Here is a 26,208-nt window from a genome sequence, read left to right as displayed (position 1 = left end):
CGCGCAGCGCGACCAACACAATCTCAGGCGGGCGAACTAAAGTTGGTCTAATGCCTTCCCTCCAGTCGAACCCGTTTTCCGCCGATTCTTTTGTGCGGGTGCGCGGTGCCCGAGAGAACAACCTGCGTGATGTGAACGTCGATGTGCCCCGCGATGCCATCGTGGCGTTCACCGGGGTGTCTGGTTCTGGCAAGTCGTCGCTGGCCTTCGGCACGATCTTCGCCGAAGCGCAGCGACGCTTTTTCGAGTCGGTCGCGCCTTATGCCCGGCGCCTGATCCAGCAGGGACATACCCCGCACGTCGACGAGATCACCGGGCTGCCGCCGGCCGTTGCCCTGCAACAGCGCCGAGGAACCCCCAGTTCCCGCTCGAGCGTCGGCACGGTCACGACCCTTTCCAACTCACTGCGCATGATGTATTCCCGTGCCGGCATATATCCAGCGGCCGCCGTCAGTCGCCTCGAATCCGACTCCTTCTCACCGAACACAGCGATGGGCGCCTGCCCGCGCTGCCACGGCCTGGGCATGGCCCACACCGTTTCTGAGGCGTCGATGGTACTTGACCCCACGCTGAGCATTCGCGACGGTGCCATCACAGCCTGGCCCGGAGCCTGGCAGGGCAAGAACCTGCGCGATATCGTCGCCGTGCTCGGCTACGACATCGATGCGCCGTGGCAGCAACTCTCCCGTGCCGACCGCGACTGGATTCTCTTCACGGAGGAACAGCCGGTGGTTGAGGTCGTGCCGCAACGTGATCGCATCGCTAAGCCGTATCAGGGCCGGTTCTGGAGCGCGAAGAGCTTCCTGCTGCACACGCTGGCCGACAGCAAAAGCCCGAACGTGCGGCAACGGGCGCTGCGCTATGTCGACACCGGCCCCTGCCCGGACTGCGCGGGCAGCGGCCTGAAGCCCGAAGCCCTCGCCGTCACTGTGGCCGGGTTCTCGATTGCCGAGCTCAACGCCCTGCCGATGACCGCGTTGGTCGATATTCTGCGGCCGATCGTGGCCGGCGACGGGACCGCCGTTTCGTCGGAGGTGGCCGTCACCCTGGCCGGCGACCTGCTCCGCCGCATCGATGTGCTGCTCGAGCTCGGTCTCGGCTACCTGGCCCTCGGCCGGTCGACCCCAACCCTCTCCCCGGGAGAAATGCAGCGCCTGCGCATCGCGACGCAGCTGCGCTCGGGTCTGTTCGGTGTCATCTACGTGCTCGATGAGCCCTCGGCCGGGCTGCACCCGGCCGACGCCGAACCCCTGCTGCTCGTGCTCGAACAGCTCAAGCTCTCGGGCAACTCGGTCTTCGTGGTCGAACACAATATGGACGTCGTCACACGCGCCGACTGGGTCGTCGACGTCGGCCCCCTGGCCGGCGAGGGCGGCGGCGAGGTGCTCTACAGCGGGCCCACCGCCGGGCTGGCGGAGGTCGAAGCGTCCATAACCCGCAACTACCTGTTCGAGGCAGACCGCACGCCGGTGACGCGGGGCGAGTTGCGGCATCCGCTGGGCTGGTTAGGCCTGACCGATATCACCCGGCACAACCTGCAGGGCCTGGACGCGCAAATTCCGCTCGGGGTGCTGACGGCCGTGACCGGTGTGAGCGGCTCCGGCAAGTCGACCCTGGTCAGCCAGGTACTCGCCGAAGCCGTCGGGCGGTACCTGCATCCCGACCCCGACGATGGCCCCGTGCTCGACCTCGCCGACCCCGATGCCGAGATCGAGCTCGCTGAGCGGATGCCGGTGACCGCGGTCACCGGGCTCGAGGCCGTCGATCGGTTGGTGCAGGTGGATCAGAAGCCGATCGGGCGCACGCCGCGCTCCAACCTCGCCACATACACCGGCCTGTTCGATGCCGTTCGTGCCACGTTTGCCGCTACCGATGAGGCGCGGGCGCGCGGCTACACCGCCTCACGGTTCTCCTTCAACGTGGCCGGCGGCCGCTGCGAAACGTGCCTCGGTGAAGGGTTCGTGGCCGTCGGGCTGCTCTTTCTGCCGGGTAGCTACGCGCCCTGCCCCGACTGCGGCGGAGCGCGCTACAACTCTGAAACCCTCGAGGTGACCTACCGCGACAAGAGCATCGCCGAGGTTCTCGGCCTCACAGTCGATGTCGCGCTGCTCTTTCTCGCCGACGTCGCCGTGGCGGCGCGCAGCCTCGAAACCCTGCGCGAAGTGGGCCTCGGGTATCTGCGCCTCGGTCAGCCCGCCACCGAACTCTCCGGCGGGGAGGCGCAGCGCATCAAGCTCGCGACCGAACTGCAACGAGCCCGCCGCGGCCACACGCTCTACCTGCTCGACGAGCCGACGACCGGGCTGCACCCGGCCGACGTTGAACTGCTCATGCTGCAGCTCGGGCGTCTGGTCGACGCCGGCAACACGGTGGTACTGGTCGAACACGAGATGGATGTGGTCGCCGCCGCCGACTGGGTGATCGACCTCGGCCCCTCCGGAGGTGACGCCGGAGGTCGCATCATCGCCGCCGGTACCCCCGCCACGGTCGCCGCCCATCCCACCAGCCGCACCGCCCCCTACCTCCGCCTCCGCCTCCCCCTCCCCCTCCGCCTCCCCCTCCCCTAACCCCGTCACGCGAAAGCGGGAAAATGGTTGCTTCACGGTACCGGAAGCAACCAATTTCCCGCTTTCGCGAAGCTGAGTCAGGGGCGGCGGAATAATTCGAGGCCGGGGTAACGCTGCATTTAGCGGCGGTCACAGTGAGCCGCCCCGGTCACGCCGCCCCGCCCCGGGGCGACCGGCCCCGGAACCGCACCGCCCTCTATTCGCACGACCGTCAGGACCAGCAATGACCGCACCAGCCGCCACCGATTCGATGCCGCAGGCCGGTCTCCTCGACACCAAACGCAATCAGCTGGTGATCCGACTGCTGCTGATCTCCGCATTCGTGGTCATCTTGAACGAAACCATCATGGGCGTGGCCCTGCCGCGCCTCATGAAAGACCTCAGCATCACGGCCACCGCCGCGCAGTGGCTGACCACGGCGTTCATGCTCACAATGGCCGTCGTCATTCCGATCACCGGTTTTCTGATTCAGCGGTTCCACACCCGCCCCGTGTTCATTACCGCCATGACGTTGTTCAGCACCGGCACCCTAGTCGCCGCACTCGCGCCGGGCTTTGAGGTGTTGCTCATCGGCCGCATCGTGCAGGCCAGCGGAACGGCCATCATGATGCCGCTGCTCATGACGACCGTGATGACTCTCGTCGCACCGGCCTCGCGCGGCAAAACGATGGGCAATATTTCCATCGTCATCTCCGTCGCCCCGGCGATCGGCCCGACCATCTCCGGCCTCATCCTGAGCGTGCTCGACTGGCGTTGGATGTTTCTGCTGGTGCTGCCCATCGCCGTCGGCGCCCTCCTGCTCGGCGCCGCACGCATTCAGAACGTGACGACACCGCGCACAATCCCGATCGACGTGATTTCGATCATTCTCTCGGCATTGGGCTTCGGCGGGTTCGTCTACGGGTTGAGCAACCTGGGCGGCGCATCCGCTGCCGGCTGGCTGCCACTCGGCGTCGGGCTGATCGCTCTCGCCGTGTTCATTTTGCGCCAAGTGCACCTGCAGCGCACCGATCGCGCCCTGCTCGACCTGCGCACGTTCAACTCACGCAATTTCACGCTCGCGATTTCCATGCTCGGCATCAGCATGCTCGCCCTGTTCGGCACCATTATTCTGCTGCCGTTGTACATGCAGAACGTGCTCGGCATGACGGCCCTCGCCAGCGGGCTGCTCCTGCTTCCGGGCGGCCTAACCATGGGGCTGCTCGCGCCGTTCGTGGGTCGTATTTACGACCGTCGCGGCACGACGATTCTGCTGGTTCCCGGCTCGATTTTGGTCAGCGCTGCCTTCTGGGCGATGACCATGCTGGCACAAACGACGCCGCCGTGGATGCTCATGCTCGCCCACATCACGATGAGCGCCGGCCTCGCGCTGCTGTTCACTCCGCTGTTCAGCGCGGGGCTCGGCTCCCTCAAGCCCAGCCTGTACTCTCACGGCAGCGCGGTCGTCGGCACCGTCCAACAACTCGCCGGTGCCGCCGGAACGGCCCTCTTCATTGCGGTCATGACCTCGCAGTCCGCCGACCTGATGGCACAGGGTGTCTCCGAGGTCTCCGCTATTGCCTCCGGCATCCGCGGTGCGTTCCTGTGCGGCGCCATCATCTCGCTCGTCGCGATCCCCGCCGCATTCCTCGTACGACGCCCCCCGCTCGGCGATGCCGTCGAGAGCACACCGGCGCACTAGCCGTTCAGCGGATGCGCTGGGCCAGCACCGCCGGGTGATCGCCAGGCAGTCCATGCCGACGGCCGTCCTGCAACAGCGCCACGTTCTTCTTCTCCCAGTCGCGCAGCGCCTGCCGGAGCGAGTCGATCGCGGTGCTCTCGGCGCAGGTGCCGGCTGTGCGGCCGCAGGAGCATTTCTCGGGCCGGGCCGGATCGTCGTGGTGCAGCAGCTCGATGCGCCAGAGTCCGGCCATGGCCCAGTCGATCTGGCGCCGGGCAAGCTCGGTGTTGCGTTCGGCGCGCTTGACCAGATCGTTCTGCAGCAAGCTCCGCACCCCGTCGATCCCGGCCGAGAATTGACCGGCAACGAGCGCGGTGAGCTCGGCGACCTGGTCGCGCAGCGCGGTCAGGTGCTGGTCTCGGGTCACGAGCAGGGCATCCGTTTCAACGCGGTACTCCTCCTGTGCGACCTCGGACGCGGCCCAGCGGGCAGCCCACATTCGCACATGTTCGAGATCGCGGCGCTCACTCTTCTCGGCTCCGATATGGCGCACACAGAGCGCGCAGACCACCTGGTCACTCAGCGAGGTGAAGTGAAAAGGCTGCGGCGCGAGGCAGCACAAGCAGGCCACTTCAAGGTCGACGTGCAGCGGATGCGCGTGCGTCACGGTTGCTCCCACCTCATGGTTCGTTCTGTCGAGAATACCGGTGCCGCACGCATTCCCCGCGACAAAATGTGCATTTCTGCACAAACCGTCTGTGCGAATCGACTTTGACAGCTCCCCAACCGGCACGCAAGCTGAGACGAGCCAAACGACGTGCGCGCACGTTGTGTCAATGAAGACACGAGGGGGAAATTACATGAGTACGTCCAGAGCCGACACCCGAAACGGTGTGCAGTCATCCGGATTAAAGAAGGTCGTTGCGGCCTCCATGGCCGGCACGGTCGTCGAATGGTATGAATTCTTTCTGTACGCTTCCGCGGCCACCCTGGTCTTCGGCACCCTGTTCTTTCCGAACGCGGGCACCGAACTCGAAGGCATTATCGCCGCATTCGCCACCTATGCGGTGGGGTTTCTGGCCCGCCCGATCGGCGGCATCGTCTTCGGCCACTTCGGTGACAAGTTCGGCCGCAAACGCCTGCTCCAGTTCAGCCTCGTACTGGTCGGAGTCGCCACCTTCCTGATGGGCTGCCTGCCGACGTTCCAACAGATCGGCTACCTCGCACCGGTTCTTCTCGTGCTCCTGCGCTTCATCCAGGGCTTCGCGGTCGGCGGCGAATGGGGCGGCGCAGTTCTCCTCGTCGCCGAGCACAGCCCCGCGAAGTCGCGCGGATTCTGGGCCAGCTGGCCGCAGGCCGCGGTGCCGATGGGCAACCTGCTCGCCACCGCCGTACTGTTCGTACTCGCCACCACGCTCTCCGATGCGGCGTTCCTCAGCTGGGGCTGGCGGGTCGCGTTCTGGCTCTCCGCCGTGATCGTGCTCGTCGGCTATTACATTCGCACCAAGGTCAGTGATGCGCCGATCTTTCTCAAGGCGCAGAAGGAGGTCGTCGAACAGGACAAGGGCTTCGGCATTATCGAGGTCTTCCGCCGCTACCCGCGCGGGGTGTTCACCGCCATGGGCCTGCGCTTCGCCGAGAACATCCTGTACTACCTCGTCGTGGTCTTCTCGATCACCTATCTGAAGATCATCGTGCAGATGGACACCTCCCGTGTTCTGCTCCTCCTGCTCATCGCGCACGCCGTACATTTCATCGTGATTCCCATTGTCGGTCACCTGTCCGACCGGTTCGGCCGTCGTCCGCTGTACTTCACGGGTGCCGTGTTCGCCGGCACCTGGGGTTTCTTCGCCTTCCCCATGATGGATACGGCGAACGACATGATCATCATCCTCGCCATCATGATGGGCCTGCTCTTTCACGCCCTCATGTACGCCGGCCAGCCCGCCATCATGGCCGAGATGTTCCCCACCCGCATGCGTTACTCGGGGGTCTCACTCGGGTACCAGGTCACGTCGGTCATCGCGGGCTCCATCGCCCCGATCATCGCGGTGAGCCTGCTCTCCGCCTACGGCTCGTCGGTGCCGGTGGCGATTTACCTCGCGTCGGCCTGCCTCCTCACGGCCATCGTGGTGCTGACCCTCAAAGAAACCCGCGGCCTGTCGCTGCACGACATTGACGCAGCGGATGCCGTCGAGTCGGCCGATCGTGCCGCCTCCGCAGACCTCGCTGGCGCGCCCAGCCGCTAACGGGTGCAGCGGCGGCCCGATCTCCTTATCGGGTCGCCGCTTCGCGCCGCGCCCCCTCCATCAGTCGGTGAAGGCCGTCAGTCGGTGAAGGCCGTCAGTCGGTGAAGGCCGTCGGTCGGTGCGCAATCTCGCGGGAGATCGCTTCGATCGCGGCGCGCACCACGGGCGAGCGCAACGATTCGGCTCGCACGACCGCCCAGATCGGCAACTGACGCTGAAAGTCATCGGGCAGCACGGGAACGAATTCGGGCCGGTCGTGCACCAAGAAATTGGGCAACAGCCCGATCCCGGCGCCCGCCTGTACCGCCTCCAGCTGCGCGAACAGGCTGGTCGATTGAAAGGTCGTGGCGGGCTCCGGCAACTGCGACGACCGATGGCCGAGGTCGGTCACGAGCAGGGCGCTCTCGACGTACGATACGAAGCCGTGCGACCGAATATCGTCGAGCGACCCGGGCACACCGCGCCGCAGCAGGTACTCGCGGCTGGCATACAGCCGCAGAAAATAGTTGGTGAGAAACATCGCCTGGGCGTTGTTCACGTCGTTACGTCCGGCCACAATCTCGAGATCAACGCCCGATCGGTTCTGGCTCACCTTGCGGGTAGCGCTGAACATTTCAATATTGATGCGGGGGTGGCTCTGCTGCAGCTTCACGAGCGCCGGTGTGACGATCTCGGCCCCGAACCCGTCGATCGTACTGATGCGCAGGAGCCCCGACAGCGGATCCGTCTGGCTGATCGCCGTGGTCAGGGCGCCGAGCCGGTCTTCGATCGCTTCGGCCGCATCAACGGCATGCCGACCCAGCTCGGTCAGTTCCCAGCCGTGCGGGCTGCGCTCAAGCGTGCGGCCGCCGAGCTCCTGATCGAGCGAGAGGATGCGCCGCGAAATGGTCGTGTGGGTGGTGCCGAGCGCCTCGGCGACCGCGTTGAACCGGCCGAGCCGGGCCACGGTGAGCAGAACGAGCAGGTCATTCGGGCTCGGAAGCTGGTGTGTACTCACGGATCAATCCTTTCATGTATGTGCATCTGCGCACATACCCCCTGTGAAATATTGCCTTGATTGCACTCTATCCGGCTGCGAAGGTGGAGCGAGTAGACAAGCAAAGGAGCTTTCATGTCAGTAGTCGCCTGGATCGGGTTAGGCAACATGGGTGGACCCATGTCAGCAAATATGGTGGCCGCCGGCCACGAGGTGCGTGGGTTCGATCTGAATCCGGATGCCCTCGCCGCGGCCGTCACGGCCGGCGTCACCGCCGCCGAGAGCATTGCCGACGCCGTCGCCGGTGCCGACGTCGTCTTCACCATGCTGCCCAAGGGCGAGCACGCCCGCGCCGTGTATTTCGGAGACGACGGTGTGCTGGCCACGACCGACACGTCAACCCTGTTGGTGGATTCCTCGACGATCGACATGGAGACCGCCCAGGCCCTGCACGATGCCGCAGCGGCAGCGGGCTTTCGTTTCGTCGATGCCCCGGTCTCGGGCGGCATCAGCGGCGCCACCGCGGGAACGCTTACCTTCATGATCGGCGGCGAGGCCGGTGCGGTCGCCGACGCCACAGGCTTCATCCAGCCGATGGCGGCCAATATCATCCCCACCGGCGGGGCCACGACCGGGCAGGCCGCGAAGATCTGCAACAACCTCATGCTGTTCATCAACCTGGCCGCAACCGCCGAGGGCGCCGTTCTAGCCGAGCGGCTGGGACTGGACAAGCAGGTCTTCTGGAATATCGCATCCGTGTCATCGGGTGACAGCTGGGCGCTGCGCACCTGGTACCCGATCAAGGACGTCATCGAGACGGCCGCGGCCAACCGGGATTTCGCCCCGACCTTCACCACCGCCCTCGCGAGCAAAGACATCGGCCTGGCAATCGCAGCAGCCAAAGCGACCAACACCCCGCTTGAAATCGGCGAGCACGTCGCCGAACTGTTCCAGCGGCTGATCGATGAGGGCGAGGGCGGCAAGGACTGTTCCATGATCGTCAAGCTCGTCGACGGCACCCTGCAGCCGAGCGCCTGAACCCCGACACCCACCAGAAAGCACCCTCTCATGCAAACAATTCCCCACTTCATCAACGGAGCGCGCGTCGATTCGGCCGAACGATTCGGCCCCGTGTTCAACCCGGCTACCGGCGTACAGGAGAAGCAGGTCGTTCTGGCCTCCCGCGCTGTCGTGATCGACGCCATCGATTCCGCTGCGGCGGCCCTGCCGGCATGGCGGGCCAGCAGCATGGCCAAGCGCACGGCCATCTTCTTCAAGGTGCGCGAGTTGCTCGCCGAGCGTACGCCGGAACTCGCGGCGATCCTCACCAGCGAGCACGGCAAGGTGCTCTCCGATGCGGCCGGCGAGATCACCCGCGGGCTCGAAAACATTGAATTCGCCACCGGGCTGTCCCACATGCTCAAGGGCGATTTCTCGCAGCAGGTCTCCACCGGAATCGACGTGCACTCGGTGCGCCAGGCCGTGGGCGTTGTCGCCTGCGTCACCCCGTTCAACTTTCCGGCCATGGTGCCGCTGTGGATGATTGGCAGCGCCCTCGCCTGCGGCAACACCGTGCTGCTGAAACCGAGTGAGAAAGACCCGTCATCGGCCATCTTCATCGCTGAAATCTTCGCCGAGGCCGGCCTGCCCGCCGGCGTGCTCAACGTCGTGCAGGGCGACAAGGAGGCCGTCGACGAACTACTCGACAACCCCGAGGTCAAGGCGATCAGCTTCGTCGGGTCCACCCCGATCGCGAAATCCATTTACAGCCGGGCGGCCGCCAACGGCAAGCGCGTGCAGGCGCTCGGCGGGGCGAAAAACCACATGGTAGTGCTGCCCGATGCCGACCTGGAGATGGCAGCGGATGCCGCGATCAACGCCGCCTACGGGTCCGCCGGGGAACGCTGCATGGCTGTCAGCGTGCTCGTGGCCGTCGGCGGCATCGCCGACAACCTCGTCGCCGCCATCGAAAAGCGCATGACACAGCTCATCGTCGGCCCCGGAACCGATCCAACCTCGCAGATGGGCCCGCTCATCACCGGCGAACACCGCGACCGGGTCGCCTCCTACCTGGCCGGCGCCGAGGCGGCCGGCGCCACGATGGTCGTCGACGGCCGAACACAGCACTTCGACAGCGAGGGATTCTTTCTCGGCGTCAGCCTGATCGACCATGTCACCCCGGGCATGAAGGTCTACGACGACGAGATCTTCGGCCCGGTTCTGTCGGTCGTGCGCGTTGACACCTTCGACGAGGCCGTCACCCTCGTAAACGAGCACGAATTCGGCAACGGTGTCGCGCTGTTCACCCGCGACGGCGGTGCGGCCCGGCAGTTCGAGTTCGAGATCGAAGCCGGCATGGTCGGTATCAACGTGCCGATTCCGGTGCCGGTCGGATCGTTCTCGTTCGGCGGGTGGAAGAACTCGCTGTTCGGCGATGCGCACATGTACGGGCCGGACAGCATCCGTTTCTACACCCGCGGCAAGGTCGTCACCACGCGCTGGCCCGACCCGGCCACCTCGGAGATCGACCTCGGTTTTCCGCAGATGGCCTAGGTCGCTGAACTCCGGCGTCGGATCGGGCGGGTCCCCGCATTGCCGGGGGCCCGCCCGCGTCAGGCCGGCGAGTTAGGGTGTGACAGTGCCGCCCGACTCCACCACCACGTCCACCGCCACCCGCGAGTTCTTCGCCGGAACCGCGTTTCTCGGTCGCGGTCTTCAGCTGTGGGTCACCTCGCCGCGGCTGATGCTGCTCGGCGCGCTGCCCGCCCTCATCGTGGGCATTGCCTATCTCGCCGGCAGCGTGCTGCTGTTCGTCAATCTCGAAACCATCGCCGTGGCGCTCAGCCCGTTCGCGAGTGGCTGGGACGAGCCCTGGCGCACCGGTATGCGCATCGTGGCCGGCGCCGCCGCTGCGGCCGCCGGCATCCTCGTGCTGGCCTACAGCTTTGTGGCCGTAACGCTGATCGCGGGCGATCCTTTTTATGAGCGCATCTGGCACGACGTCGAGAACAATCTCGGCAACCCGCCGGCAGAGCGCTCACCCGGTCTGCTGCGCGGCATTCTGCGTTCCGTGGCCGACGCCCTGCGGCTGGTCGGCCTGGCTATTGTGGTCGCGATCGGGCTGCTGCTGTGCGGCTTCATTCCCGGCCTCGGCCAGCTGATCGCTCTCATTCTCGGAGCGGTCTTCGGTGGCTGGATCCTCACTCTCGAACTCACCGGTCTCGCTTTCGACGCCCGCGGTTTCACCCTCGGCCAGCGCAAGCGGATGCTGCGCACCCGCCGAGCCCGCAGCCTCGGTTTCGGGGTGCTCACCTATCTCTTGTTTTTGATTCCGGGCGCGGCGGTCATCGTGATGCCGGCGGCGGTCGCCGGGGCGGCCATGCTCAGCCGGGATGTCCTCACCTCGTCAACGTCGGGGTCTAGCGCTTCCGGTGAATGATGCGGCCGCTGCGAGCGGCGATGGCACGAACGACATTGGGGCGCGCGCCCACCCAGATCGCGGCCGTGAGCAGAACCGCCGCGACAAAAATCCAGACGCCGAGCCAGCCACCGTCATTGCGCGCCGCATACATGTGGTTGAGATTGGCGCGGGCTCCGGTGGTGAGCACGAGCAGAACGTGCACGATGATGAAGGCCACGAAGAAGACCAGCACCGCAAAGTGCAGCCGGCGCGCCACGGGCAGGGGAAAAACCCGGTCGAGCCTCCGAAGCCGCGCCGAGAGTCCCGGCGACATGCGCAGGCCCGTCACGAGGGCGAGGGGAGCGGCGATGAACACGACCACGAAATAGCTCAGCAGCTGTAAAGCGTTGTAGTGCACCCAGCCGGCCGAGGTCGGCCAGTTGAGTGAGGCGTATTGCAAGCCGGCCGACAGCGCGTTGGGTAGGACATCCCAACTGGTGGGTACGATTCGCAGCCATTGACCCGTCGAAAACAGCACGACGTAGAACACGACGCCGTTCACCATCCACAGGGTGTCGAAGACGATGTGCTGCCAGAGGTCGAGGGTGATGCGAATCGGGGCATTCCCGGTGCGGAATATTCCCGTATTCGTGCGCGTCCAGAATATGGACGGGCGCTTGGTGGTGCGCACCTGCCACCCGGTGCGAATGACGAAGAAGAGGAAAAAGGCGTTCAGCCCGTGCTGCCAGGCCAGCCAGGCCGGAATCCCGATCGGCGTCGCCGCCGGGTTTGCGCCGACACCGGGGTAACTGCGCATAAACGATTCGACCGCAGGAACGGCGCGCACTCCATTGGCCGCGAGCACAACGACAGCCGCCACTACGAGCGCGGCCGGCACCATCCAGGCCAGCCGAAACCACCGATTCGGCCGAAACATTCTCGGCCTGGAGGCTCGCGTCGTCATCGCCATCCGTTCCCGCCGGGCAGAGTACCGTGGCGTCCCCGCAAGGCTACTTGTCCGGCCGTTCGTCGTGTCGAACCCTGACGCGGCAGGTCACAATGCCGAAACGATCGTGCGTAACCAACACCGTGCCTTAACGACACAGGACCTCCGATTTCTCGGAGGCCCTGACTGTTCGCATGGATTGTGCGGCTAACCGCAACCAATCCGCAGTGCGCGAGAGGGGACTTGAACCCCTACGTCCTTTCGAACACTGGCACCTGAAGCCAGCGCGTCTGCCAATTCCGCCACTCGCGCGAACTTAGGAATGCTAACACTGCAAAGGGGGTCAGCGCCATTCGACGATGCGCCGCCGCCGCGACCAAAGCCTCCTGCCGCAGTGGGGCCGGCCCCGCCACACCAAAAAAAAGTCCTACGGAATGCCCATAATGGGCGCGGAATTCGATCCGGGACCCTCCACGGGTAGTATGACTGTTCGTGCCGTTTGCGCCCTAAGGCGCGTTGTCACCCGAGACAAGTAACATGCTCATAGCCAAACGGACCGGATCGGGAGACCTGTGGGCATACTGGATAACTTTGAAAAAGGCTTGGAGCGCGCCGTCAACGGAGCGTTCGCCAAGACCTTTCGATCGGGCTTGCAGCCGGTGGAAATAACCTCCGCGCTGCGTCGTGAGCTCGACACCAAGGCCGCTGTAGTCGCGCGGGATCGCATTCTGGCGCCCAATCGCTTCACCGTGCGCATGTCCCACACCGACTACGCCCGCATGAGCGCGCTCGGCGTCACGCTTATTGACGAGCTCACCGCGCTCGTGCAAAAACACGGCACCGAGCAGGGCTACCAGTTCACCGGCGGCATCGATATCACCCTGCAAGATGACCGATCGCTCAGTGAGGGCATGGTGCAGATCGACTCGAGCTCGGTCAAGAGCACCGTCGCCTGGACTCCGATACTCGACATCAACGGCACCCGCTATCCGCTGGTCAAGGCCCGCACCGTGATCGGTCGCGGCTCCGACGCCGACATCACCGTCGATGACACCGGCACCTCACGCCGCCACGTAGAAATTCTCTGGGACGGCTCCCGCGCGCAGGTGCGCGACCTCGGCTCGACCAACGGATCCCAGCTCAACGGCTCCCCGGTCAGCCAGGCCATCCTGGAGCCCGATTCGGTCGTCACCATCGGCCGCACCCGCATCGTGTTCCGTGTGCTGGCTCAGGCCGCAGACGACTCTCGCGAGGTTCCGCGCGCCGCCCCGCCCGCCGACCCGGGAACGGAACGCCACGACATGGGCGGATTCTGGGGACCCAACGCATGAATGTCAGCGAACTCACCCTGCTGGTGCTGCGCATCGGCTTTCTGCTCCTGCTGTGGATGTTCATCTTCGGAATCGTCTATGCCCTGCGCAGCGACCTGTTCGGTCACCGGGTACGCAAAATGAAAACGGATGCCGCCGCCGCACCGGCCGCTGCTCCCGCCGCTGCGTTTCCGGCCGCACCGGCCCCCGTTCCCGCTCCCGCTCCCACAGCCGTCCCAGCGCCGGCCGCACGGGCGAGCCCGGCCGCCGGCGCTGGACAGGCCACGAGCCAGAACACCACCCGCCTGGTCATCACGAGTGGTCCGAAGGCCGGTACCGAGTTTCCGCTCGGCACCGAAACGATCACCATCGGTCGTTCGAGCGACTCGAGCCTGGTCATCCGCGATGACTACACCTCCACGCACCACGCTCGCCTCATGCTCTGGAACGACGAGTGGATGCTGCAAGACCTGGACTCCACCAACGGCACATTCCTGGCCGGATCCCGCGTCACCGTCCCGACCAAGATTCCCCTGAACGCCTCCGTGAAGATCGGTGCCACCAGCTTCGAGCTTCGGCGGTAAGACATGGCAACGGTCAGTCACAGCGCAGCCGCATCGCACGTCGGCAAGATTCGCTCCAACAACCAGGACTCCGGGTACGCCGGACGCAACCTGTTTGTGGTCGCCGACGGCATGGGCGGCCACGCCGGCGGCGACGTCGCGTCGTCGATCGCCACCAAACGCATCATCGAGGCCGACAAGCCGTACACGAGCGCTCAGGACGCCGAATTCGCCCTGCAGGCTGCCCTGATCGGAGCCAACGCCCAACTCGCCGAGACGGTGTTCGAACACGCCGAGCTGACCGGCATGGGCACCACCGTCAGTGCCATCGTCGTGCTCGAGAACGAGGTAGCGATTGCCCATATCGGCGATTCGCGCATCTACCTGCTCCGGGACAACGAACTCTCCCAGATCACCATCGACCACACCTTCGTGCAACGTCTGGTTGACAGCGGCCGCATCACCGAAGCCGAAGCCATGGTGCATCCCCGCCGTTCCGTGCTCATGCGCGTGCTCGGCGACGTCGAAGCGAGCCCCGAGATCGATACCTCGATTTTGGCCACGATTGCCGGCGACCGCTGGCTCCTCTGCTCCGACGGCCTCACCGGCGTGGTCTCACACACCGCCATGGCCTCCGCCCTGGCGAGCGGAGCGAACGCGCAAGACGTCGCCGACCTGCTCGTCAAGGAGAGCCTCGACGGCGGCGCCCCCGACAATGTGACCGTGGTCATCGTTGATATCGGTGAGAACGTCGCGCGCACCGACAGCCCGATGGTCGTCGGCTCCGCCGCGAACCCGCTCGCCTTCGGTGAGGAACCGGGCCGCAACCGGGCCCTGCGCATCCCGGCCCTGCGACTGCACCCGGTGCGCGAAACCCACTTCGAGCCCGATTCGCAGGACTATCTCTCCGAACTGATCGAAGAGGATGCTCGGCGCGCGCGCCGCCGCAAGGCCACCTGGCTGTTCGGGGTGATTCTGCTTGTGCTCAGCATCGTCACGACCGCTGTGTTGGGCTACCAATGGACCCAAACGCGCTATTACGTGGGTGTCGACGGTTCCACCGTCGCAATTTATCAGGGCGTGCAGCAGGACATCGGCCCGATCAAGCTGTCCAGCGTCTACGAAGACACCGACCTCAACCTCGCCGATCTGCGCGTCTACGACCGTCAGCAGGTCGAGCAGACCATCAATGCTGATTCCCTCGACGACGCCATGGCCATCATCACGCGACTGAAGGGTGCGATCGTTGAGTAACGCAGCCACCGAACTGGTGCGCCAGCAGCCGTCCAACGAACCGGTGCGTCGCCTGCACCTGCCGCAAAAGCTGCGCAACCTGGAACTATTCCTGCTGCTCGTCGCCTGCCTCATCAACGCGAGCGCGGTCATGCTCGTTCAGCTCGGAGCTCTCGGCGAACTCGATCCGACCCTCGTGCTCCTTGGCGCCGGCCTGTCCGTTTTGGTGCTGAGCCTGCACGTCGTGCTGCGGTTCGTCGCCCGCGACGCCGACCCGTTCATTTTGCCGATTGCCACGGTGCTCAACGGGCTGGGCATCGCGATGATCTACCGCATCGATATCGCCGACCAGCAGGCCGGGTGGGGCAGTGCCGCCGTGCGCCAGACAGCGTGGAGCGCCCTGGCCATTTTCAGCGCCATCGTCGTTCTTCTGGTTATTCGCAACCACCGCGTGCTGTTTCGCTATACCTACATCGCCGGGCTTATCGGTGTGTTGCTGCTCTTCCTGCCGCTCGTTCCCGGTCTCGGTCGGGAGATCAGCGGCGCCAGGGTCTGGATCGGCTTTGGCAGTTTGGGAACCTTCCAGCCCGGTGAAATCGCCAAGATCGCCCTCGCCGTGTTCTTCGCCGGATATCTCGTGCGTAACCGCGACAGTCTTTCCATGGTCGGCAAGAAGTTTCTCGGCGCGCGTTTTCCCCGCCTGCGCGACCTCGGTCCGATCCTCGTGGTCTGGGCACTGTCCATGTCCGTCATTATCTTTCAGCGCGACCTCGGCACCGCCCTGCTCTATTTCGGACTGTTCCTGGTCATGCTCTACCTCGCCACCGGTCGCCTGAGCTGGGTCATCATGGGCATGGGGCTCTTTCTCGGCGGCGCGCTACTGGCCAGCCAGACCCTGGATTACGTCAACGGCCGTTTCACCAACTGGCTGGATGCTTTGAATCCCGACGTCTACGAGGCGAACGGCGGCAGCTTTCAGCTGGTGCAGGGCCTGTTCGGCCTGGCCAAGGGCGGGCTGCTCGGCACCGGATGGGGCCAGGGCCGTCCGGAGCTCACTCCGGTACCGCAAAGTGACTACATCATCGCGAGCCTCGGCGAGGAACTCGGCCTCGCCGGAATCTTCGCCATCCTCGCCCTGTATTTGCTGTTCGTGGCTCGAGGCTTCCGTATCGGCTTCGCCGGTCAGGACGACTTCGGCAAACTCCTCGCTGTGGGCCTCGCCTTTGTCGTTGCCCTGCAATGCTTCATCGTCATCGGCGGTGTCACCCGGGTCATTCCCCTCACCGGATTGACCACTCCATTCCTGGCCGCCGGCGGTTCTTCGCTGGTGGCGAACTGGATCATCGCGGCACTGCTGCTGCGGCTCTCCGACACCGTGCGCAATCAACCCCGGCTGGTGGTCTAGTGAATCGCGAACTCAAGCGCGTCAGCATCGTCGTGATGCTGATGTTCGTTGCGCTCCTCAGCTCGACGTCGATCGTGCAGGCGTTTCAAGCCGACAACCTGTCAGCCGATCCGCGCAATACCCGCACATTGTATGACAGCTATCAGGTTGAGCGCGGTGCCATCCTGGTGGCCGGCGAACCGATCGCACAGTCCATGCCGGCGGATGACGATTTCAAGTTTCTGCGCACCTATACCAACCCCGAACTGTACGCACCGATCACCGGTTATATCCCGATCAACGGCCAACCGACCGGGCTCGAATCCGCCCTGAATCCGGAGCTCACCGGTACCTCCAATTCCCAGTTCTTTGACAAGATCGGCGCTCTGGTCACCGGCCAGGACCCCAAGGGTGCCGCCGTCGAAGTTACCATCGATCCCATCGCCCAGCAGGCAGCGTGGGATGCCCTCGGCGACCGCACCGGATCGGTTGTCGTCACGGAACCGGCCACCGGCCGTATCCTGGCCATGGTCTCCAAGCCGAGCTTCGACCCGAATCTGCTCACGGTGCACAACAACGCCGAGGTCACCGCGAACTACGATGCGCTCGTCGCCGACGAGAACGATCCGCTGATCAACCGTGCGATCAATTCTCTCAACCCGCCCGGGTCCGTCTTCAAACTCGTAATGTCGACCGCCGCGCTCGAATCGGGTAAGTACACCCCGGAGAGCACCTTTCCCAACCCCGACGTGTTCAGCCCGCCGGGTACGACCAGTGAAATTCGCAATGCCAGCAACGGAACCTGCGGGGCCGGCGATACCGTCACCCTCGCCACCGCGCTGCGGCTCTCCTGCAATATTCCCTTCGCCGAGCTCGGCCTGGAGCTCGGCGACGCGGCAATTCGGGAAACCGCCGAGAAATTCGGTTTCAACAGTTCTTTCAACATTCCCCTGCCCGTCACGGCGAGCAACTACCCGAGCAGCCTCGATATTCCGCAGACGGCGCAGTCAGCCTTTGGTCAGTACAACGTACGGGCGACCCCGCTGCAGATGGCCATGGTCAGTGGTGCCATCGCCAATGGCGGTGTCCTGATGGCGCCGAACCTGGTGCAGGAGATTCTCGCGCCCAACCTCAGTTCCATCGAAACCTTTGAACCAACGCAGGTCGAGCGAGTGATGAGCGAAGAAACCGCCGCGACACTCACAGCAATGATGATCAATAACGTTCAGGATGGCGCGGCGAGCAATGCAAGAATAGACGGGGTTGACGTGGCAGGAAAAACAGGCACGGCGCAGAACGGGTCAACCGATCCTTTCACCTTGTGGTTCACCGGTTTCGCACCGGCGGACGACCCGAAATATGCCATTGCCGTTCTCATTGAGGATGGTGGGGGAATGGGACAAACCGGGTTCGGCAACCTTCTTGCCGCACCAGTCGCACAGAAAGTACTAGAGGCGGTGCTGAACAAATGAGACCCACAGCAGGGCTCACCTTCGGGGGACGATACGAGCTGCAATCGCGCATTGCGATTGGCGGCATGGGCGAGGTGTGGAAGTCCACCGACCTCGTCATCGGGCGTAGCGTCGCCATCAAAATTTTGAAAGACGAATACCTCGGCGATCCGGGGTTTCTTGAGCGCTTCCGCGCCGAGGCGCGCCACGCCGCGCTCGTCAACCACGAGGGCATTGCGAATGTCTTCGACTACGGCGAAGAAGACGGCAGCGCTTTCCTCGTCATGGAACTTGTTCCCGGCGAAGCGCTGTCGACCATTCTCGAGCGCGAGCACGTCCTGCCCACCGACAAGGTGCTCGACATTGTCGCGCAGACCTCCTTGGCGCTGCACGCCGCCCACGCCGCGGGCCTCGTGCACCGCGACATCAAGCCCGGCAACCTGCTGATCACGCCCGAAGGCCGGGTCAAGATCACCGACTTCGGCATCGCCCGCATCGCCGATCAGGTTCCGCTCACCGCGACCGGCCAGGTCATGGGCACCGTGCAATATCTCTCGCCCGAACAGGCCAGCGGGCACCCGGCATCGCCGACCACCGATATCTATTCCATCGGAATCGTCGCCTACGAGTCCCTCGCCGGTCGCCGTCCGTTCACGGGTGAGTCGCAGGTCGCGATCGCCATGGCCCAGATCAACGAGATCGCACCCGATCTGCCCGCCACGGTATCCGAACCCGTGCGCAACCTGGTCTTCGCCTGCCTGGCCAAGAACCCGGCCGACCGTCCGGCATCGGCCGCTCACCTGGCGCGCGCGGCATCCGCTCTACGCCGTGGTGATGTCGCTGCCGCGGCCGTAGCCGTGCCGTCGATTCTGGGCGGACTCACGGCAACGAGCGCGACCATGCTCATGCCCGGCAGTGGTTCCGATCAGGCCACGACCGTGCTTCCGGCCACCGGCGCCCCCATCAACCGGGCGTCCGCTACCGCCTCCGAAGCGGAGAAGAAGAAGCGCAGCCCGTGGACCTGGCCGCTCATTGCCCTCGTCGCGCTGCTCGTGATCGTGCTCACCGGCACGCTCTACGCCCTGTTCACCCAGAACAACGACACCCCGGCCCCGGCGCCGACCTCGGCGACCCCCTCGGTGACGCCGTCACCGACGCCGTCACCGACGCCCAGTCCCACGCCCAGCCCGACGCCCACCAATACGTCGGTCAATCCCGAAGACTTCACCGGACTGGGCAGTGCTGAGGCCGCGGCCAAGCTTGTCGACATGGGTTTCGTCGCCGACATCGTCACGGGTAATGCCGCCGACACCAGCGAGAACGTCGACAAGGTCTACCGGGTCAACCCCACCGGCCCGGTTCCGGCCGGCAGCACGGTGAGCCTCACGGTCTATGGACCGGTGGCCACGCCAAGCACCCCCTCATCGGCCCCGACAGCAACGCCCTCACCGGTCGCTCCGGCCGGTACGGTCACGGTGAAATGGAACGCCCAGACCTGCCCGACCGGCCAGACACTGGCCGGCTACGAGATCGCCACCGAGGGCGGTGCTGCCGTCATCACCTCGACCAACCCGACCGATGCCGAAACGACGACGGCTACCATCACCGCCGGAACGGAACAGTTCAAGGTCAAGTTCCGCTACTTCTGTGGCCAGGTCAGTTCCGAGTTCTCTCCCACGGCCACCGTTGAGGTGACAGGCGCAGCCGCGCCCCCGGCATAACTCCCAATGCCGTGCGGTAAAGTAGCGCTCACTGTGTCCATCCTGAATACGGTGTCCGATTGTGGGGGAGTGCGTTCGTGTCTGATTCTGGCCGTTTGATAGCGGGTCGCTATCGTGTCGGGGCGTTGCTCGGCCACGGCGGCATGTCCGACGTGCACATCGGCACGGATTCCCGACTCGGCCGCACGGTCGCGATCAAGCTGCTCAAGTCGACTCTCGCGGCTGACCCGGCCTTTCGCACCCGCTTTCGCCAGGAGGCACAGGCCGCAGCGCGCATGGCCCACCCCACGATCGTGCGGGTGTTCGATGCCGGCGAAGAGACCGTCACCGACGAGGCCGGGAACGATTCGCAGATTCCGTTCATCGTCATGGAACACGTCGACGGCCGACTGCTCAAGGACATTATTCGGGAAGGTCCGATCGACGCCGCCGAGGCCGTTCGCATCATCGACGGTGTCCTGACCGCCCTCGAATATTCGCACCGTGCCGGTGTGGTGCATCGGGATATCAAGCCCGGCAACATCATGATCACCAAGTCCGGCCAGGTCAAGGTGATGGATTTCGGCATTGCCCGCGCCATCTCCGACTCGGCGACCACCGTCGCCCAGACCACGGCGATTCTCGGCACCGCCGCCTACTTCTCGCCCGAACAGGCCAAGGGCGAATCCGTCGACGCCCGCACCGACCTGTACTCGACCGGTGTGGTGCTGTTCGAAATGCTCACCGGGCGTCCCCCGTTTCGCGGAGACACTCCCGTCGCCGTCGCGTACCAGCACGTCAGCGAAACGCCGGTCAAGCCGTCAGCGCTCAATCCCAAGGTGTCGCCGGCTCTCGACTCCGTTGTGCTGCATGCCCTGGCCAAGGACCGTTTCGCCCGCTACCAGAGCGCGGTCGAGTTTCGCAATGACGTCGAAACCGCCGGCTCCGGCCAAATTCCTATCCACCGTTCCGGCGAAGAGGTCGGAGCCGGCCTGTTCGGCGCCGCTCCCGTTGCAGTGACCGGTTCGGCGCTGGCCCTCAAACAGCTCTCCGAAGACCAGACGATGGTGCGCACGCAGCGGCGCCCACCGGTCATCTGGGTCTGGGCCGGCATCGTCTGCGTCATCGTGATCGTCGTCGCGGTCATGATCTGGGTCGCGAATTTGCAACCCTCGGTGGAACTGCCCGACAGCTCCCGCCAGGTGCCCTCCCTCACCGGACAGACCTACGACGAGGCTCAAAACACCCTCCTTGATCTGGATCTTGCGGCCACCCGCGCCGAAGAATCCAGCACCACCGTTCCGGCCGATCAGGTCATTCGCACCGACCCACCGGCCGACACCATCGTCAACCCGTCCGACGTGATCAAGGTTTTCGTATCGACCGGGCCGGTGCCGGTCGTGGTTCCCGACGTCACCAATCAGCCCATAGCGGATGCCCAGGCCGCGATCGAAGCACTCGGTTTCGTGTCCGGGTCGGTCACCTCCGAGAATTCTCCCACCGTGGCCGCCGACATCATTCTGCGCACCGATCCGACGGCCACATCTTCGGCGTTCGCCGGCGACACGGTCGACTACATCGTGTCGAGCGGTCTCGTCACCCTCGGAGATCTCACGGGCCAGTCGCTCATCGCAGCGATCGACCTGGTCAGCAACGACGGCTTCTCACCCATCTCCAAGGCCGACTACACCTGCGACCAGGAGTCCGGTTCCCCGATCAAGACGCAGTCCCTCCCGCCCGGCGACGTCCCCCAGCACTCCGAGATCACGCTCACCTACTGCGCCCGCTCCTAGCCCGCTCCTGCCCCCTCCTGAATGCGACCGGGCCCGGGCCCAGCGGGCCCACGATAGATCATGGGCCCAGTTGCCGGGCCCGGGCCCGGTCGCAGGGTGAGGCTATGCGGGGGGAGGTGCGGGTCAGGCCAGGCGCAGCAGGGGGTGCAGGGACTTCGCGGTCTCCCGCGCACTCTCCAGGCCGGTCAGGGCCAGCCAGTTGCCGATCATCCGGTAACCGCCCTCGGTCAGCACCGACTCCGGGTGAAACTGTACACCGATGATTGGAGCGGATACGTGCCGCAACCCCATAATCACCCCGCCCTGGGTGCGGGACGTCACGATGAGGTCGCTCGGAACGGTTGACGCGACAACGGCGAGGGAATGATAGCGGGTGGCCGTGAACGGTTGCGGCACTCCGTCATAGAAGTCACTGCCGTCGTGGGTGATCAGTGACGTCTTACCGTGCATGAGCTCTTCAGCATTGGTCACGGTAGCCCCGAAAGCCTCCGCGATGGCCTGCAGGCCCAGGCACACGCCGAACAAGGGTATGTTGGCGGCCAGCGCAGCCTCGACGACGGCGATGGACACGCCGGCCTCTGACGGCTTGCCCGGCCCCGGGGAGACCAGAACGCCGTCGTACTCGGCAATGCGGGCGGCGGCCTCGGTCGCGTCGAATGCATCGTTGCGCACCACGTCCGTTTCGGCGCCGAGCTCCATCAAATACCCGTTCAGGGTGTACACAAAGCTGTCGTAGTTGTCGATAACGAGAATACGCGTCATGCGCCACCCACCGTCGCTTCCTGGTTGTTGATGATGCCGTCGATCCACGGATAGACCCAGGTGGCCAGCACGGCCAATACGGCCACCACCAGAATCAGAACAAGAATGATGCGCACCCAGATTGGTCCGGGAAGAACACGCCACAGTGCTGCGTACATTGAAGCCTCCTAGCCCTGCGCTGCGATGATCGGTGCAAGCTCGGCGGGGGCACCGGCCGAGAGCGGCTGCCACGATTCAAGCACGCCGTAGGCGATGATACGTTCCGCCGTGGAATACAACGGGTTGCAGCTGGTCAGGGTGATGATGCGGTCGACCGCGCTTGCGGTGGGATTGTTGGGAACGGATGCCAGCACCTGTACCTGCGAGGGCGCAACATATTCGGTGTCCCGGTAGCGATAGGTGTAGTAGCCGTCGGCGGTCTGCACGTAGATGGCGTCGCCGAGTTGAAGTTCGTTGATGAGGTGCATACCGCCCCCGAAAGCACTTCGGTGCGCGGCAACAGCGAAGTTGCCGACCTCGCCCGGCATTTCGGTGCCCTTGTAATGCCCGATTCCCAGACGGTTGCTGTTCAAAACGTCGTGGCCGGTGCCCTCGGCGATGGTGCGGTGGTAATCAGCGCCGAAACGCGGAACATACAACACGGCGAAGGCCTGGGCATTGGCCGGCGCGGATCCGACCACTGGAACGCCGTAGTCGGCCGGTGCTGCCGCAGCGTTCGGCTCTGCCGGATCCACGGACGGCGCCGGTTCGGCTGTGGACGTGTCCTGAGCGATCCAGTCCTGGCTGATCTGACTTGCCGCTTCGGACTGGGAATTGGCCATGATCATGTCGTTCCACCACAGCTGCCACCCCAAAAAGAGCAAGACGAGCACGCCCGCGGTGATGAGCAGTTCGCCCAGCACTCCGACAACGGTAATCCTGGCCGCTTTCGCCCGGCGCGGACGCTTGAAACCTTCCTCGGCGGCAACCGCCGGTTCCGATACCGCTGCCGCTGCCGACGACGACTCGATGCCGTTAGGCACGGGCGAAGTGGGGTCGTCTGCCTGTGGACACATACTGCGAGTCTACCGACCTGAATGCCTCAGGCCAGCCCGACAACTCCACTCAAACAGGCGGAGACGCTAGGATCGCAGGATGGCTCGTAAGAATCCCCGCACCGAAGTTACCCGCTCGAACGAAGAGGCACCCAACGCCGTCTGGTTTAAGCCGGTCATGTTCGGTTTCATGCTGCTCGGCTTGGCCTGGATCATCGTGTTCTACGTCAGCGGCAGCCAGTTGCCCATCGCGAGCCTCGGCGCCATGAACATTTTGGTCGGCTTCGGAATCGCTTTCATCGGCTTTCTGATGACCACCCGCTGGCGTTAATCCAGCGCCCCAAACCGGTACCAACCGGACAACTCACGATCATCGAATCGTTACCGCCCGGTAACCAGCAGGCGGTAGTGCGGGTAATGACACCGGTGTAATTATCCCCATGTGGATAGACCTGTGGATAACTCTCACGGCAGACCAGTGCGGTAGGCCAGTGTGGCGGGCTATCCCACGAGCCAGGTACTGACCGAGACTGAACCCCAACTCACAAAGAAGCGGGCGAAGCTCAAGAGCACGAGCAGCGCCGCGAAAGCGCCGATCAACCCCACCTGTAACGATTTCTGCCGGATGCGGCGCGTCTGAACATAGATCAGACCGAGTATTGCTCCGCCGATGATTCCGCCGACGTGCGCCTGCCAGGCGATATTGAGCCCCGGGATAAACCCGATCACAAGGTTGATCCCCACGAGCACGAGCAGCTGGGTGGCATTGCCACCGAGACGACGCTGAATCACGAGGAACGCCCCCATCAGCCCGAAGATCGCTCCGGATGCCCCCACGACCGGCGTGGTCGGACTCGAGAGAAACAGCACGCCGAGTGAACCGGCCACTCCGCTCAGCAGATATAGCGCCAGATAGCGTCCGCGCCCGAGCAACTGTTCCAGGAGCTGCCCGAAAATCCACAGCGTGTACATATTCAACAGCACGTGAAAAAGTGACCCGTGCACGAGGGCTGTGGTGAGCATGCGCCACGGCTCAAAGCTGCCGGGATACGAGTACACCCCGGCGTACCAGAGCAAACTGGTGATCTGGGAGCCGAAGACGAACTGCAGCAGGTACACGACCAGGGTGATTCCAATAATGGAATATGTCACCGTCGGTTTTCCACTGCCGGTCAACCGGGTGAGAATGGCCGGCTTGGTGCGGGGCGCGTTTTTACGCTGCTCGCGCATGCATTCCGGGCAGACAACTCCGACTGCGGCCTGAGTTTGGCACTCGGCGCAGATGGTGCGTCCGCAGCGTTGGCAGAGAATGAAGCTCTGCCGCCCCGGGTGGCGGTAACAAAAATTCGCCGCCGAGGCCGGCAGATCACTCATTCTCTACAGGGGGTGGTGCTTAGACGGACTCGACGGAAACGCTCTGAATGACAACGTCTTCGAGGGGGCGGTCACGACCATCGGTGGCGACGGTGGCGAGCTTGGCGACAATAGCGCGGCTGTCTTCGTCTTCAACGGCACCGAAAATGGTGTGCTTGCCCTGAAGCCAGGTGGTCGGAACGACGGTGATGAAGAACTGCGAGCCGTTCGTGCCGTGGCCGCCCTGGATTCCCGCGTTCGCCATGGCGAGCACGTAGGGCTGGGTGAAGTCGAGGTCGGGGCTGATTTCGTCATCGAACTGGTAGCCCGGGCCACCGGTGCCCTGGCCGAGCGGGTCGCCGGCCTGAATCATGAAGTCCTTGATGATGCGGTGAAAGATCGTGCCGTCATAGAGCGGCGTGGTGGAGGCAACGCCCGTAGCGGGGTGCTTCCATTCGAGCTCGCCGGTCGCGAGGCCGACGAAGTTTTTGACCGTCTTCGGTGCGTGATTGCCGAAGAGATTGACCTTGATCGGTCCGAGGGTGGTGTTCAGGGTGGCGACAGCGGTGTGCTTAGACATACACAGATTCTTGCACAGCAATCTCCAGTGAATCTGATTGCCGTGGCACGCTCCCAGTGCATTCGCTGGCAACACGGCGATTGAGTGGCAAGATGGGCACTCAGTGGCAAGATAGATACACATTCGCCACACGACATCGATGGAGGGTCTAGATGAGCCTGTCACGCAAGCGCCGCAAGGAACTCACTCGGCTGCGTAAAAGCGCAGACGAATTATGGAGCCACCAACAAGAAGTATTGGAGCGAGCAAACGTGCTCGCTCGCCAGGCCGGCCGCGAGGCCGGTGTCCTCGCTCGCGAAGAAGTAGCTCCGCGCGTTCGCGAGGGCTACGACCACTACCTTCGCGCCAGCGTGAACGCCACCCAGGGAGCCGCCGACGGTGTGCGCCGCCGCGTCGTCAATGACGTGCTGCCGGGCATCGGTTCCGCAATCGGCACGGTCATGTCCGTCGGTGATGTCGCTCGCGACGCCCGCGTACGTGCCGCGCTGGGCCGCATCCGTCTGCAGAAGCCCGTTGTCGTCGAACCGAAGGGTCCGGGTGCCGGAACCTACTTCGCGCTCGGCCTCGCCGTGGTTGCCGCTGCAGGCGTCGCCTACGCCGTCTGGCAGACCTTCCGTGCCGACGACGAGCTCTGGGTCTCCGATGACGAGGTCGAACCGGCCGCACCGCAGGAAGACTAGGGCCAAAAAACGCCCACCACCTCGTTGAGGGCCCGCATCCACCGGATGCGGGCCCTCAGTCGTTAAACGGATGCCGCGGCCCTCACGCCCCGCCTGTGGGCTCTCAGCGCGAACGCTCGTGCGCCGTTCGACCTGCGCAGCGCGGGGGGCAAGCGTATTGACAGCCCGTTAACGAGACAAAGCCCGTTAACGAGACATGGCCCGTCCGAAGACGGGCCGTGCACTGAAACTGTGGAGCCACGGGGAATCGAACCCCGGACCTCCTGCTTGCAAAGCAGGCGCTCTACCAATTGAGCTATGGCCCCGATTTCTCAGGCCGAGTGAACAACGCGAACGCTGTTATCGGAGTGAATCTGGTACTGCGTGGGGATACCGGGATTTGAACCTGGGACCTCTTCATTATCAGTGAAGCGCTCTAACCAACTGAGCTATATCCCCCTCTTGGGCAGATTGAAGACTACCGGAATCTGGCCGGAACCTGAAATCGAGCGCCTTCCGTGCGAGGAAATTTTTGAAATTCATCGCTGCGAGGGCTGTTTCGGGAGAGAAACAGCCCTCGATCGTGCG

General features: G+C 64.5%; 23 protein-coding genes and 3 tRNA genes. 15 read left to right on the top strand and 11 right to left on the bottom strand.

The genetic code is table 11. The features are described 5' to 3' along the window. Positions 1-50: 50 nt before the first annotated feature. Together QMK22_RS05340 and QMK22_RS05335 are read left to right on the top strand one after the other, a co-directional pair. Complete coding sequence (locus tag QMK22_RS05340) at positions 51-2,567, top strand: excinuclease ABC subunit UvrA (protein ID WP_283496588.1); 2,517 nt, start codon at positions 51-53, stop codon at positions 2,565-2,567. 223 nt (positions 2,568-2,790) lie between these two features. After that, positions 2,791-4,248 (top strand): DHA2 family efflux MFS transporter permease subunit, encoded by a 1,458-nt coding sequence (locus tag QMK22_RS05335; protein WP_283496587.1) that lies wholly within the window; start codon positions 2,791-2,793, stop codon positions 4,246-4,248. 4 nt (positions 4,249-4,252) lie between these two features. On the opposite strand, the gene QMK22_RS05330 is transcribed toward QMK22_RS05335, so the two are convergent. Beyond that, entirely contained in the window at positions 4,253-4,894 is a 642-nt protein-coding gene (locus QMK22_RS05330; protein WP_283496586.1) for a hypothetical protein, read from the bottom strand. Positions 4,895-5,087: 193 nt separating this feature from the next. Between QMK22_RS05330 and QMK22_RS05325 the strand changes: the two genes are divergently transcribed. Continuing rightward, on the top strand, positions 5,088-6,476 hold the full coding sequence (locus tag QMK22_RS05325) for an MFS transporter (RefSeq protein ID WP_283496585.1): 1,389 nt from the start codon (positions 5,088-5,090) through the stop codon (positions 6,474-6,476). Positions 6,477-6,570: 94 nt separating this feature from the next. Here QMK22_RS05325 and QMK22_RS05320 read toward each other — a convergent pair whose 3' ends face one another. Beyond that, positions 6,571-7,473, bottom strand: coding sequence for a LysR family transcriptional regulator (locus tag QMK22_RS05320; RefSeq protein WP_283496584.1), 903 nt, complete (start codon positions 7,471-7,473; stop codon positions 6,571-6,573). 114 nt (positions 7,474-7,587) lie between these two features. On the opposite strand from QMK22_RS05320, the gene mmsB reads away from it, so the two are divergent. The 3 genes from mmsB to QMK22_RS05305 all read left to right on the top strand — a co-directional run bounded on the left by mmsB (position 7,588) and on the right by QMK22_RS05305 (position 10,891). Next, positions 7,588-8,490, top strand: a complete 903-nt coding sequence (mmsB, locus tag QMK22_RS05315; protein WP_283496583.1) for a 3-hydroxyisobutyrate dehydrogenase — start codon at positions 7,588-7,590, stop codon at positions 8,488-8,490. Positions 8,491-8,520: 30 nt separating this feature from the next. Further along, positions 8,521-10,005 carry a CoA-acylating methylmalonate-semialdehyde dehydrogenase gene (locus QMK22_RS05310; protein ID WP_283496582.1) on the top strand — a complete coding sequence of 495 codons (1,485 nt, stop codon included), beginning with the start codon at positions 8,521-8,523 and terminating at the stop codon, positions 10,003-10,005. An 85-nt stretch (positions 10,006-10,090) separates the two neighbouring features. Further along, positions 10,091-10,891, top strand: coding sequence for an EI24 domain-containing protein (locus QMK22_RS05305; RefSeq protein WP_283496581.1), 801 nt, complete (start codon positions 10,091-10,093; stop codon positions 10,889-10,891). Here QMK22_RS05305 and QMK22_RS05300 read toward each other — a convergent pair. Together QMK22_RS05300 and QMK22_RS05295 are read right to left on the bottom strand one after the other, a co-directional pair. Next, on the bottom strand, positions 10,872-11,789 hold the full coding sequence (locus tag QMK22_RS05300) for a cytochrome b/b6 domain-containing protein (RefSeq protein ID WP_283496580.1): 918 nt from the start codon (positions 11,787-11,789) through the stop codon (positions 10,872-10,874). The two genes, QMK22_RS05305 and QMK22_RS05300, sit on opposite strands and share 20 nt — an antisense overlap. 237 nt (positions 11,790-12,026) lie before the next feature. Then, positions 12,027-12,110: transfer RNA gene (locus QMK22_RS05295), tRNA-Leu, on the bottom strand. Positions 12,111-12,370: 260 nt separating this feature from the next. Here QMK22_RS05295 and QMK22_RS05290 point away from each other — a divergent pair. From QMK22_RS05290 to pknB, 7 genes are all read left to right on the top strand, one after another. Further along, positions 12,371-13,129, top strand: coding sequence for an FHA domain-containing protein (locus tag QMK22_RS05290; protein ID WP_283496579.1), 759 nt, complete (start codon positions 12,371-12,373; stop codon positions 13,127-13,129). Next, positions 13,126-13,692 carry an FHA domain-containing protein FhaB/FipA gene (locus QMK22_RS05285; protein ID WP_283496578.1) on the top strand — a complete coding sequence of 189 codons (567 nt, stop codon included), beginning with the start codon at positions 13,126-13,128 and terminating at the stop codon, positions 13,690-13,692. The genes QMK22_RS05290 and QMK22_RS05285 overlap by 4 nt, the downstream gene beginning before the upstream one ends. Before the next feature lie 3 nt (positions 13,693-13,695). After that, positions 13,696-14,925 carry a PP2C family protein-serine/threonine phosphatase gene (locus tag QMK22_RS05280; RefSeq protein ID WP_283496577.1) on the top strand — a complete coding sequence of 410 codons (1,230 nt, stop codon included), beginning with the start codon at positions 13,696-13,698 and terminating at the stop codon, positions 14,923-14,925. After that, positions 14,918-16,309 carry an FtsW/RodA/SpoVE family cell cycle protein gene (locus tag QMK22_RS05275; protein WP_283496576.1) on the top strand — a complete coding sequence of 464 codons (1,392 nt, stop codon included), beginning with the start codon at positions 14,918-14,920 and terminating at the stop codon, positions 16,307-16,309. Before QMK22_RS05280 ends, QMK22_RS05275 begins: the two co-directional genes overlap by 8 nt. Beyond that, on the top strand, positions 16,309-17,760 hold the full coding sequence (locus QMK22_RS05270) for a peptidoglycan D,D-transpeptidase FtsI family protein (protein ID WP_283496575.1): 1,452 nt from the start codon (positions 16,309-16,311) through the stop codon (positions 17,758-17,760). The genes QMK22_RS05275 and QMK22_RS05270 overlap by 1 nt, the downstream gene beginning before the upstream one ends. Then, positions 17,757-19,460: a protein kinase domain-containing protein gene (locus QMK22_RS05265; protein ID WP_283496574.1), complete on the top strand. Its 1,704-nt coding sequence runs from the start codon at positions 17,757-17,759 to the stop codon at positions 19,458-19,460. The genes QMK22_RS05270 and QMK22_RS05265 overlap by 4 nt, the downstream gene beginning before the upstream one ends. Before the next feature lie 77 nt (positions 19,461-19,537). Continuing rightward, on the top strand, positions 19,538-21,232 hold the full coding sequence (pknB, locus tag QMK22_RS05260) for a Stk1 family PASTA domain-containing Ser/Thr kinase (protein ID WP_283496573.1): 1,695 nt from the start codon (positions 19,538-19,540) through the stop codon (positions 21,230-21,232). Between the two features lie 123 nt (positions 21,233-21,355). Here the strand turns inward: pknB and QMK22_RS05255 are convergent, their stop codons facing one another. Genes QMK22_RS05255 through QMK22_RS05245 form a run of 3 tightly spaced genes read right to left on the bottom strand, consistent with a single transcriptional unit; the run spans position 21,356 to position 23,016 of the window. Next, the gene (locus tag QMK22_RS05255) at positions 21,356-21,994 is read right to left on the bottom strand and encodes an anthranilate synthase component II (RefSeq protein ID WP_283496572.1); all 639 of its coding nucleotides are present in this window, start codon (positions 21,992-21,994) and stop codon (positions 21,356-21,358) included. Further along, a complete protein-coding gene (locus QMK22_RS05250; protein WP_283496571.1) occupies positions 21,991-22,152 on the bottom strand; it encodes a hypothetical protein in 162 nt (53 codons plus the stop codon). Before QMK22_RS05250 ends, QMK22_RS05255 begins: the two co-directional genes overlap by 4 nt. Before the next feature lie 9 nt (positions 22,153-22,161). Then, complete coding sequence (locus QMK22_RS05245) at positions 22,162-23,016, bottom strand: class E sortase (protein ID WP_283496570.1); 855 nt, start codon at positions 23,014-23,016, stop codon at positions 22,162-22,164. Between the two features lie 112 nt (positions 23,017-23,128). On the opposite strand from QMK22_RS05245, the gene QMK22_RS05240 reads away from it, so the two are divergent. After that, complete coding sequence (locus QMK22_RS05240; RefSeq protein ID WP_283496569.1) at positions 23,129-23,359, top strand: cell division protein CrgA; 231 nt, start codon at positions 23,129-23,131, stop codon at positions 23,357-23,359. Between the two features lie 170 nt (positions 23,360-23,529). Here the strand turns inward: QMK22_RS05240 and QMK22_RS05235 are convergent, their stop codons facing one another. Both QMK22_RS05235 and QMK22_RS05230 read right to left on the bottom strand, forming a co-directional pair. Next, positions 23,530-24,258 carry a rhomboid family intramembrane serine protease gene (locus QMK22_RS05235; protein WP_349360630.1) on the bottom strand — a complete coding sequence of 243 codons (729 nt, stop codon included), beginning with the start codon at positions 24,256-24,258 and terminating at the stop codon, positions 23,530-23,532. A 163-nt stretch (positions 24,259-24,421) separates the two neighbouring features. After that, positions 24,422-24,961, bottom strand: a complete 540-nt coding sequence (locus tag QMK22_RS05230; protein ID WP_283496567.1) for a peptidylprolyl isomerase — start codon at positions 24,959-24,961, stop codon at positions 24,422-24,424. Positions 24,962-25,113: 152 nt separating this feature from the next. Between QMK22_RS05230 and QMK22_RS05225 the strand changes: the two genes are divergently transcribed. Beyond that, the gene (locus tag QMK22_RS05225) at positions 25,114-25,641 is read left to right on the top strand and encodes a hypothetical protein (RefSeq protein WP_283496566.1); all 528 of its coding nucleotides are present in this window, start codon (positions 25,114-25,116) and stop codon (positions 25,639-25,641) included. 232 nt (positions 25,642-25,873) lie between these two features. Here QMK22_RS05225 and QMK22_RS05220 read toward each other — a convergent pair. After that, positions 25,874-25,946 (bottom strand) — tRNA-Ala (locus QMK22_RS05220). Positions 25,947-26,005: 59 nt separating this feature from the next. Continuing rightward, positions 26,006-26,079: transfer RNA gene (locus QMK22_RS05215), tRNA-Ile, on the bottom strand. Between the last annotated feature and the right edge of the window lie 129 nt (positions 26,080-26,208).

The organism is Cryobacterium sp. PH29-G1 (assembly GCF_030063365.1).
GTDB lineage: Bacteria > Actinomycetota > Actinomycetes > Actinomycetales > Microbacteriaceae > Cryobacterium.
The sequence above is the reverse complement of the archived record's forward strand: the minus strand, read 5'-3'. Positions and strand labels throughout refer to the sequence as shown.